Origin of the sequence: Collinsella aerofaciens (genome assembly GCF_902501475.1) — a bacterium.
GTDB lineage: Bacteria > Actinomycetota > Coriobacteriia > Coriobacteriales > Coriobacteriaceae > Collinsella > Collinsella aerofaciens_AL.
This window is the reverse complement of sequence record NZ_CABWIF010000026.1, coordinates 1-9351: the sequence shown is the minus strand read 5'-3', so window position 1 is coordinate 9351 and position 9351 is coordinate 1. Positions and strand designations below refer to the sequence as shown.

The window sequence follows — 9351 nt, the reverse complement described above, 5'->3', positions numbered from 1 at the left end:
CGGTGTCGCGCGGGACCGACAGCGCCTTCGCCGCCGACTCGGAGCCGTGGCCTCGCTCGAAGAGCCCGATCGCCGCCTTCCTGGCCACGATGTCGTGCTTCACCCTCAAGTCGACACGCATAAAAAGCCTCCCATTTCTCATGTCCAAGAAATGGGAGGCAGTTCACGAATCACATTCCGGGGGCTCTACAATGCGTTGAGTTGCGCGGAGCCGGCTATGCTGCTTCGTGTTCAAGCGAAGTTTGCGTCAGGCGCGTTACTCGGCGTGCGCGTAATCAACCTTGGCGCGGCGAGCGGTAGCCTTCTCCCAATCGCTGGTGCCCTCAAAGACATCCTGCTTGTAGGGATTGCGGCCGAGCTTCTTGGCACGGTAGGCGATGTAGATGATCGCAGCGACGTTGGCGACCAGTGCGGCGATCGAGACCGCGGTAGCGGCGCCGGGGTCGAGCGTGGAGTGGGTCACAAAGATAGACTCCTCCTGGAAGTACGGGAACACCTGGGCAAACATGCACCAAATGGCCAGCGTAAAGGCGCGGTTCTGGATCCAGCCGCCCTTGTTCCAGATAAAGGCGGCGACGGTGGGCGCCAGCAGCAGCGCAAAGCCGCAGAACCAGGAGTGGGTGGGCAGGCAGTTGTAGGTGTAGCAGAAGTTCCAGATATCGTAGGCGATAATGTAGACCCAGGTCATATCGGGCCACAGCATGTCGGTCTGATCCTCGGAGGCGTAGACGCTCCACCAACCGGTCATGCAGAAGATGTTGATGATACCGGCGATGCCGTTGAACACGTTGTTCCAGCCGGCCAGCTGCGTGGCGCCCTCGGAGGTGACCCAGGTGGACTGGCCTAGGACAAAGAAGTGATAGGCACTCTCGAAGTCGGATACGACGGCGATCATGATGTTGATGGCGACGATCACAAACGGCCATGCGCGGAACCAATGCGCCTTGCCGATCTTGCCCCACTGGTACTTAATGGCAATGAAGCCCCAGCAACCGGCGAGCGCCGCGTATACCTTGGCGTAGTGGAACCAGCTGTTCTGGTACACATGGGTGGGGTTGGTGAGCGCCCACTCGGCACCCTGCGAGACGCCGATGGCGATGGCGACGCAATAGATGGTCATGGCCAGCGGAGCCACGCCAAAGATGATGGCCGCGCCCAGCTTGGTGCGGCGGCCGACCTCGTTGAGCACGATTAGGCCGATAAAGACCATGGCCCAGCCGGCCCAGTGGATAAGGGTATCGCTACCCCAAACATCGAACAGCATGCTGCTCTCCTTTCACACGCCCGCGGCCCCTCTTCTGATCGCGGGCAGTTTGGCCAAATGTCGTCAGTTCTGGGGCTTGCGCTCCGGATACTTGGCGGTATAGCCCTCGATGTGGAGTGTCGAGGCGATGATTTCCTTGACCGTCTCGTCGGGCACATCGGGGTGCGTGCGGATATACATCAACAACCCCATGATGAGGGTGTAGAACGTCTCGTAGACATGGTCGATGCGTAGCTCATGATGGGCGACAAAGTCCACCACGGTGGTGTCGCAGATATACTGCGCCACGCGCTGAACCACGTTGTGCAAAAAGCCGCCGTAGAGCGCGCCGCTGCTTGAGGTGAGCGTACTCGGCAGTTCGCGGCCGCTGGCGACCAGACGCTTAAAGAGCGGGGCGACGGTGTCGAGCGCGCCCTCGATATCGCCGACGGTGCGGCCGGCGTTCCACTGCTCGAGTTCGGAGATAAAGCCGTCGATCGCCTCGTCCATAACAGCGGTGACGGCGGCGTCCATATCGGCAAAGTAGTGGTAGAACAGCGAGCGCGTACAGCCGGCTCGCTTGGTCACGGCCGATACCGATAGGTGGGATACGCCCAGCTCGGAGCTTACGGTGCGCACGGCATCGAGGATCTCGCGACGGCGTTCGTCGCCCGTCAAGCGCTTTGTCGCGCTATCGGACGCAAGAGTGGCGTCGGCCACAGGGATATCTGCGTACGTGTCGCCCATGCGTTTGCCGCCTTTCATCCTCTTTTGCCTGACCGTTCGCCTAACAGTCTTGAATATTGTTGACGGTTCGTCAATACTATTTTTGACACAATGTCAACAATGGCGGGTGAACGGCATGGGGGCATGCCCGGCCTGCAAAAAAGAGGGGTGCCGCGGTCTCGCCGGGCTGTGGCAAGAGAAGGGACAACCATGATTCTCAACGGACCGGGGATTAGCTACACCGAGCCCGACATCGGTTCGGAGTTCGTGCCGCCGCTGCCGGAGCATCCGCGCGAGGCCATCGTCAAGCTGTGCGAGCACTGCACCAACCGTCTGCTGCATCGCGACGAGCTGCTGGGCTACGAGTACTGGTCGTTTGCCGAGGCCGCGACCGACGAGCAGGCCGAGGTGCTCTGCAAGATGAAGATGCGCCGTCCCTACACGCTGCCCGAGATGGTCAAGCTCACCGGCATGCCCGAGGCCCAGATCGAGAAGATGCTCGACGACATGAGCTACACGGGTCTGCTCGAGTACAACTGGGAAAATCCCGAGCGCGCCAAGCAGTGGGTGCTGCCCATGCTGGTACCGGGTTCCGCCGAGTTCCTCAACATGCGCGTGAGCCAGCTCGAAGAGCACCCGGTCTACGCCAAGTTCTTTGAGCAGGCGTCCAAGGGACCGCTGTCCAAGGCCACGCCGATGGTGCCGCCCGGTGGTGCCGGCATCGGCATGCACGTCATTCCGGTCGAGAAGGCTATCGATGCCGCGAGCACGTCGGTGCCGATCGAGCATATCGAGCATTGGCTCGACAAATACGATGGCAAATATGCCGCTAGCACCTGCAGCTGCCGCGCGAGCCGTCGCGTGATGGGTGAGGGCTGCGCCGACGACCCCGCCGACTGGTGCATTGCCGTGGGCGATATGGCCGACTATGTGGTTGAGACCGACCGCGGCCATTATGTAACGCGCGACGAGGTCTACGACATCCTGCGCCAGGCCGAGGACAACGGCTTTGTGCACCAGATCACCAACATCGACGGCGAGAACAAAATCTTCGCCATCTGCAACTGCAACGTCAACGTGTGCTATGCCCTGCGCACCTCGCAGCTGTTCAACACGCCCAACCTGTCGCGCTCGGCCTATGTCGCCAAGGTCGAGAAGGACAAGTGCGTGGCCTGCGGTCGCTGCGTTGAGGTGTGCCCGGCCGGTGCCGCCAAGCTCGGCCAGAAGCTCTGCAGCAAAAAGGCGGGCGGACAGGTGCCCGAGTATCCGCGCCAGGAGCTGCCCGATGCCACCAAGTGGGATCACACCAAGTGGTCGCCCAACTACCGCAACGACAACCGCATCGAGACGCATGAGTCCGGCACTGCGCCCTGCAAGACGGCGTGCCCTGCGCATGTCGCCGTTCAGGGCTACTTAAAGCTTGCGGCGCAGGGCCGCTACGACGAGGCTCTGGCGCTCATCAAGCGCGAGAACCCGCTGCCCGCTATCTGCGGCCGTGTGTGCAACCGCCGCTGTGAGGATGCCTGCACCCGCGGCCGTGTGGACGCCGCCGTGGCCATCGACGAGGTCAAGAAGTTCATCGCCCAGCGCGATCTGGATGCCGCGACCCGCTATGTCCCGCCTGTGGTGACCCCGACGCGTGCCGGCGGCTTCGACCAGAAGATCGCCATCATCGGTGCCGGTCCGGCCGGCCTGTCCTGCGCTTTCTACTTGGCCGAGAAGGGCTACAAACCTGTCGTGTTCGAGAAGAACGAGCGCCCGGGCGGCATGCTCACCTACGGCATTCCCAGCTTTAAGCTGCAGAAGGATGTTATCGAGGCCGAGGTCGAGATCATTCGCCTGATGGGTGCCGAGTTCCGCTATGGCGTGGAAGTCGGTCGCGACGTGACGCTCGACGAGCTGCGCGCGCAGGGCTTTAAGGCCTTCTACGTTGCCATTGGCTGCCAGGGCGGCCGCCTTGCCGGCATTCCGGGCGAGAGTGCCGAGGACGTGACCGTGGCCGTCGACTTCCTTCGCGAGGTTAACAGCGGCAAGATCGATACCCTGTCCGGCCGCACCATTGTGGTGGGCGGCGGCAACGTGGCCATCGACGTTGCCCGCAACGCCTGCCGTCTGGGCTCTGAGCACGTTGAGATGTTCTGCCTGGAGAGCGAGGCCCAGATGCCCGCCAGCGAGGAGGAACGTCGCGAGGCCGTTGAGGACGGCGCTCACATCAGCTGCGGCTGGGGCCCCAAGGAGATTCACCTGGACGAGGCCGGTCGTGTGTGCGGTATCACCTTCAAGCGCTGCACGCGTGTCTTTGACGACGAGGGCCGTTTTGCGCCCGAGTACGACGAGAACGATCTGCGCCGTGTCGATGCCGACCGTGTCGTCATGTCAATTGGCCAGTCCATTGTGTGGGGCGACCTGCTGGCTGGCTCCAAGGTGGAGCTCGGCCGCGGCCAGGGTGCCCTTGCCGATCCCCAGACCTACCAGACCGCCGAGCCAGACATCTTTGTGGGCGGCGACGTCTACACCGGCCCCAGCTTTGCCATCGACGCTATCGCCGCCGGCCACGAGGCCGCCGTGTCCATCCATCGCTTTGTGCAGCCGGGCTCCACGCTCACCATCGGCCGCAACCAGCGCCGCTACACCGCGCTCGACCGCGACGACGTTGTGCTCGAGAGCTACGACAACGCGAGCCGCGAGGTTGCGCATGTGGACCGCGAACGCGAGAAGGCTGCGCCGTTTAGCGAGTATGTTGAGACCTTTACCGAGGAGCAGGTGCGCGCCGAGACCGCCCGCTGCCTGGGCTGCGGCGCCTCGATCGTCGACCCCAACAAGTGCATCGGCTGCGGCCTGTGCACCACCAAGTGCGCGTTTGACGCTATCCATCTGGATCGCGACCGCCCCGAGTGCTCAACGATGGTCAAATACGAGCAAAAGCTCCCAAGCCTGGGCAAGTATGCTTTGAAACGCGCCATCAAGATTAAGTTCGGTCGCAAGTAAGTAGTCATAACGGGAACGGCGGAGGAAAAAGTGCACGAGCTCGGAATCGTCTATCACATCATTCGCGATGTCGAGAACGTGGCGCGCGCCAATGGCGTGCGTCGCGTTTCGAGCGTGACGTTGCTGCTGGGCGAGGTCTCGGGCGTCGTTCCCGACTTGCTGCTTGACGCTTGGCGCTGGGCGGCAGATAAAAAGCCTATCGCGCAGGGTGCGGAGCTTATCGTGGAGCCCGTCGAGGCCGTGACACGTTGCGAGGCGTGCGGCTGCGACTACGCGACGGTCGAGCACGGCAAGACCTGTCCCCATTGCGGTAGCGGCGAGACCTATTTGCTGCAGGGCCAAGAGGTCATGATCAAACAGATCGAGACCCCCGACGAGGACCCGGCAGGCGCTGCTCCTGATGGCCTCTCCGACGCCCCCGATGCCGTCGACGCCGCCAACCCTCTCCACATCGTCTAGGATCCCCTATAAGTTGCGGTGAAATAGTTCCTAAATCCAGCCTTCTGGCTCTTAAACAAGAACTATTCCACCGCAACTATTTTGAGTGGTTTCATAGACCATAAGTCACGAAAATAGTCAAGCCATGTTTGTTTAAACAAAATAGCGGCAGTACAAGCGCATTCGCGCTTGCCTAAAATCGATATTAATGAACAGCCTGCTTGTATCTGTAAAATGCTTGGCTTGATGAGCGACGCCTTGTCGTGTAATGAGTCAAAAGGCAGTAACGTAATCAACTTGTAACAAACCTAGACGTTAAACAAATAATCCAACCTTTTGCGGATTTAGCTATAATTCCACAAACCAAACAGCTATACTCCTTTCATGTCGTGTAGGAAATACGTAGACAAAAAGGAGGTTATGTGATGGTAAGTATTGTTCTTGCTAGCCACGGGGACTTGGCAGCTGGAATCAAGCAGACGGGCTCGATGGTCTTTGGCGATCAGCCGTCTGTTGCCGTGGTCTCGCTCGAGCCGAGCATGGGCCCCGACGACTTCCGTGCCAAGGTCGAGGAAGCAATCGCTTCCTTCGAGGACCAGGAGCAGGTGCTCTTCCTCGTTGATCTGTGGGGCGGCACGCCGTTCAACCAGATCAGCGGGCTCATCGAGGGCCACGATTCCTGGGCTATCGTCACCGGTGTCAACCTGCCTATGCTCATCGAGGCATATTCGCAGCGCTTTGACGCAAAGAACACTGCACATGCGATCGCAAAACATCTCGTGACTGAGGCTAAGGCTGGCGTGCGCGTCAAGCCCGAGTCTCTGGAGCCCGAGGAGAAGAAGCCGGCTACGGCCGCCGCTGCTCCTGCAGGCGCCATCCCTCCGGGAACGGTCATCGGCGATGGGCACATCAAGATCGCCCACGTCCGTATCGACACCCGTCTGCTTCATGGCCAGGTGGCCACCACGTGGACCAAGCAGATCAACCCCAACCGCATCATCGTGGTTTCCGACGGCGTTGCTCACGACGAGCTCCGCAAGACCATGATCGAGCAGGCTGCCCCTCCGGGAGTCCATGCCAACGTCGTGCCCATCAAGAAGATGGCCGAGGTCGTCAAGGACACGCGCTTTGGTGACACCAAGGCCATGCTGCTCTTTGAGAACCCGCAGGATCTGCTCAAGGCCATCGAGGCCGGCGTCGACATCAAGGAAGTCAACATCGGTTCCATGGCTCACTCCAAGGGCAAGGTCGTCGTCACCAACGCCGTCGCTATGGGCGATGACGACGTTAAGACCCTCGAGGCCCTCAAGGCCAAGGGCGTCAAGTTCGAGGTCCGCAAGGTTCCTTCGGATGCTTCCGAGGATCTCGACGCCATGTTGAAGAAAGCTAAGGCCGAACTGGCCGCTCAAGCATAGTAAAGGAGGGTCCGATACATGTCTGCAATCACTATTCTGCTTGTTGCGATTGTCGCGTTGCTTGCCGGTATGGAAGGCATTCTGGATGAGTTCCAGTTCCATCAGCCGCTCGTGGCATGCACGCTTATCGGTCTCGTAACCGGTCACCTTCAGGAGGGCATCCTCCTGGGCGGTTCGCTCCAGATGATGGCCCTTGGCTGGGCTAACGTCGGCGCCGCCGTCGCGCCTGACGCCGCTCTGGCCTCGGTCGCTTCTTCGATCATCATGGTGCTCGCCCTCAACGGCGGCGCCACTGATTCGGCCAAGGCCGTTACCGCGGCCATCGCCGTCGCCGTCCCGCTGTCGGTCGCTGGTCTGTTCCTGACCATGATCTGCCGTACCATTGCTACCGCTATCGCTCACGCCATGGACGGTTGCGCCGAGAAGGGCGACTTCTCCGGCATCGAGCGCTGGCAGTACGCTGCCATCCTCATGCAGGGCCTTCGTATCGCCATCCCGGCAGTACTTCTGTGCATCATCCCGGCCGAGGCCGTTACCAACGCGCTTAACGCTATGCCCGACTGGCTGTCCGGCGGCATGGCTGTCGGCGGCGGCATGGTCGCTTCCGTCGGTTACGCCATGGTCATCAACATGATGGCCACCAAGGAGACCTGGCCGTTCTTCATCCTCGGCTTTGTCCTTGCTGCCATCCCTCAGCTCACGCTGATCGCCCTTGGCCTCATCGGCATCTCCCTTGCCCTCATCTACCTTGGCCTTAAGGATCTGGCCAAGCAGGGTGGCGGCATGGGCGGTGGCTCCGGCGACCCGCTCGGCGACATTCTGAACGATTACGAGTAGGAGGGGAGTGATACATATGGCAGAGAACAAGATTCAGCTCACCAAGGCTGACCGCAAGAAGGTTTGCTTCCGTCATCAGTTCCTTCAGGGCTCGTGGAACTACGAGCGTATGCAGAACGGCGGCTGGTGCTTCGCAATGATCCCTGCGATCAAGAAGCTCTACACCAGCAAGGATGACCAGATTGCCGCTCTTAAGCGCCACCTGGAGTTCTATAACACCCACCCCTATGTTTCCGCCCCCGTCATTGGCGTTACCCTCGCTCTCGAGGAGGAGCGCGCCAACGGTGCCCCGATTGACGACGTCGCCATTCAGGGCGTCAAGGTCGGTATGATGGGCCCGCTCGCCGGTGTCGGCGACCCCGCCTTCTGGTTCACCCTTCGCCCGATTCTGGGTGCTCTGGGCGCTTCCCTGGCCCTGTCCGGCAGCATCGCCGGTCCGCTGCTGTTCTTCTTCGCGTGGAACATCATCCGTTACGCCTTCCTGTGGTACACGCAGGAGTTTGGCTACAAGGTCGGCTCCTCCATCGCCAAGGACCTCTCCGGCGGTCTGATGGGCAAGGTCACCGAGGGTGCTTCCATCCTGGGTATGTTCATCATCGGCGCCCTGGTCGAGCGCTGGGTGTCCATCTCCTTCACCCCGGTCGTCTCCAAGGTCACGCAGTCTGCTGGCGCCTTTATCGACTGGGCTAACCTGCCCTCCGGTTCTGAGGGTGTCAAGGAAGCACTGACGATGTATAACTCCATCGGTGCTAACGCCCTTGATCAGGTGAAGGTCACCACGCTTCAGGCCAACCTCGATCAGCTCATCCCCGGCCTTGCCGCCGTGTGCCTGAACCTGCTGGTCTGCAAGCTCCTCAAGAAGAAGGTCAGCCCGATCGTCATCATCCTGGCTCTCTTCGCCATCGGCATCATCGGTCGCGTCTGCGGCTTCATGTAAGCACGTTTCGGCTTAAGACCGAGAATTGCTAGGCAAGGGCTTTTGAGCCATTGAAACGGACCGCACCCGGTGGGTACACTGGATGCGGTCCGATTGTTTTATTTGGAGGGCGAGGCGCGCATGGCGCAATCTCAGAACAGCACGGTCGATCTGGCAACGCCGGCAACCTGCCTGATGGGGCTTACCAGCCACGGCAACGTGATGGTGGGCAATAAGGCGTTCGAGTATTACAACGAGCGCAATCCCGAGGATTATATTCAAATCCCGTGGGATGAGGTCGACTATATTGCCGCCGAGGTTTTACGCGGCACCAAGAAGATCACGCGTTTTGCCATCTTCACCAAGGACAACGGTCACTTTACGTTTTCGACGCGCGACGACAAAGAGACGCTTCGTGCTGTCCGCAAGTACGTCGACGAGGATAAGCTTGTGCGTTCGCCCGACTTTATCGATGTGACGGCCAAGGGCGCCAAGAGCATCCCCTCCGTTATCAAAAACCTCTTCCACAAAGGTAACTAGTCATTAAAGAGCGCCCCCCAAAGTGGGACGCAGTTTCCCATGGGGCTCGATTGGGAAAGTGCATCCCAGTTCGAGCGCGGGACTGCGGACGATTTCCTGGACCGCTAAATCGCGGCCATCCTGGAGTGGGAAGGATAAACTGGACTTTCTTTTAAGGATCCTCAAGCGTATTGCCGCTCGTATTCCACTGGAGACATGTAGCCCAGGGTGGAATGCATGCGCACCCTATTGTAATAGAGCTCTATGTA

Annotated in this window: 9 protein-coding genes; 6 read left to right on the top strand and 3 right to left on the bottom strand. The window is 60.3% G+C overall.

Annotation, left to right across the window (positions count from 1 at the left end):
* Nucleotides 1-256: 256 nt before the first annotated feature.
* Together GDJ93_RS06245 and GDJ93_RS06240 are read right to left on the bottom strand one after the other, a co-directional pair.
* Nucleotides 257-1264, bottom strand: coding sequence for a DUF5692 family protein (locus GDJ93_RS06245; protein ID WP_152068161.1), 1008 nt, complete (start codon nt 1262-1264; stop codon nt 257-259).
* 63 nt (nt 1265-1327) lie between these two features.
* Entirely contained in the window at nt 1328-1990 is a 663-nt protein-coding gene (locus GDJ93_RS06240) for a TetR/AcrR family transcriptional regulator (protein WP_152068160.1), read from the bottom strand.
* A 189-nt stretch (nt 1991-2179) separates the two neighbouring features.
* Here GDJ93_RS06240 and GDJ93_RS06235 point away from each other — a divergent pair, with 189 nt between their 5' ends.
* The 6 genes from GDJ93_RS06235 to GDJ93_RS06210 all read left to right on the top strand — a co-directional run bounded on the left by GDJ93_RS06235 (nt 2180) and on the right by GDJ93_RS06210 (nt 9103).
* Nucleotides 2180-4957 (top strand): FAD-dependent oxidoreductase, encoded by a 2778-nt coding sequence (locus GDJ93_RS06235; protein WP_193221470.1) that lies wholly within the window; start codon nt 2180-2182, stop codon nt 4955-4957.
* A 30-nt stretch (nt 4958-4987) separates the two neighbouring features.
* Complete coding sequence (locus GDJ93_RS06230; RefSeq protein WP_152068159.1) at nt 4988-5416, top strand: hydrogenase maturation nickel metallochaperone HypA/HybF; 429 nt, start codon at nt 4988-4990, stop codon at nt 5414-5416.
* Nucleotides 5417-5820: 404 nt separating this feature from the next.
* The gene (locus GDJ93_RS06225) at nt 5821-6810 is read left to right on the top strand and encodes a PTS sugar transporter subunit IIB (RefSeq protein WP_152068158.1); all 990 of its coding nucleotides are present in this window, start codon (nt 5821-5823) and stop codon (nt 6808-6810) included.
* An 18-nt stretch (nt 6811-6828) separates the two neighbouring features.
* Complete coding sequence (locus tag GDJ93_RS06220) at nt 6829-7647, top strand: PTS mannose/fructose/sorbose transporter subunit IIC (RefSeq protein WP_117770278.1); 819 nt, start codon at nt 6829-6831, stop codon at nt 7645-7647.
* 16 nt (nt 7648-7663) lie between these two features.
* Nucleotides 7664-8584: a PTS system mannose/fructose/sorbose family transporter subunit IID gene (locus tag GDJ93_RS06215; RefSeq protein WP_152068157.1), complete on the top strand. Its 921-nt coding sequence runs from the start codon at nt 7664-7666 to the stop codon at nt 8582-8584.
* Nucleotides 8585-8704: 120 nt separating this feature from the next.
* Complete coding sequence (locus tag GDJ93_RS06210) at nt 8705-9103, top strand: DUF956 family protein (RefSeq protein ID WP_006235193.1); 399 nt, start codon at nt 8705-8707, stop codon at nt 9101-9103.
* A 161-nt stretch (nt 9104-9264) separates the two neighbouring features.
* On the opposite strand, the gene GDJ93_RS10300 is transcribed toward GDJ93_RS06210, so the two are convergent.
* The gene (locus GDJ93_RS10300; RefSeq protein ID WP_226812472.1) at nt 9265-9348 is read right to left on the bottom strand and encodes an IS3 family transposase; all 84 of its coding nucleotides are present in this window, start codon (nt 9346-9348) and stop codon (nt 9265-9267) included.
* Nucleotides 9349-9351 lie beyond the last annotated feature (3 nt).

Coding starts and splice junctions, on each gene's coding strand:
- GDJ93_RS06215 (WP_152068157.1), top strand. CDS start 7,664: ATGGCAGAGAACAAGATTCAGCTCACCAAGGCTGACCGCAAGAAGGTT.
- GDJ93_RS06245 (WP_152068161.1), bottom strand. CDS start 1,264: ATGCTGTTCGATGTTTGGGGTAGCGATACCCTTATCCACTGGGCCGGC.
- GDJ93_RS06240 (WP_152068160.1), bottom strand. CDS start 1,990: ATGGGCGACACGTACGCAGATATCCCTGTGGCCGACGCCACTCTTGCG.
- GDJ93_RS06235 (WP_193221470.1), top strand. CDS start 2,180: ATGATTCTCAACGGACCGGGGATTAGCTACACCGAGCCCGACATCGGT.
- GDJ93_RS06220 (WP_117770278.1), top strand. CDS start 6,829: ATGTCTGCAATCACTATTCTGCTTGTTGCGATTGTCGCGTTGCTTGCC.
- GDJ93_RS06210 (WP_006235193.1), top strand. CDS start 8,705: ATGGCGCAATCTCAGAACAGCACGGTCGATCTGGCAACGCCGGCAACC.
- GDJ93_RS06225 (WP_152068158.1), top strand. CDS start 5,821: ATGGTAAGTATTGTTCTTGCTAGCCACGGGGACTTGGCAGCTGGAATC.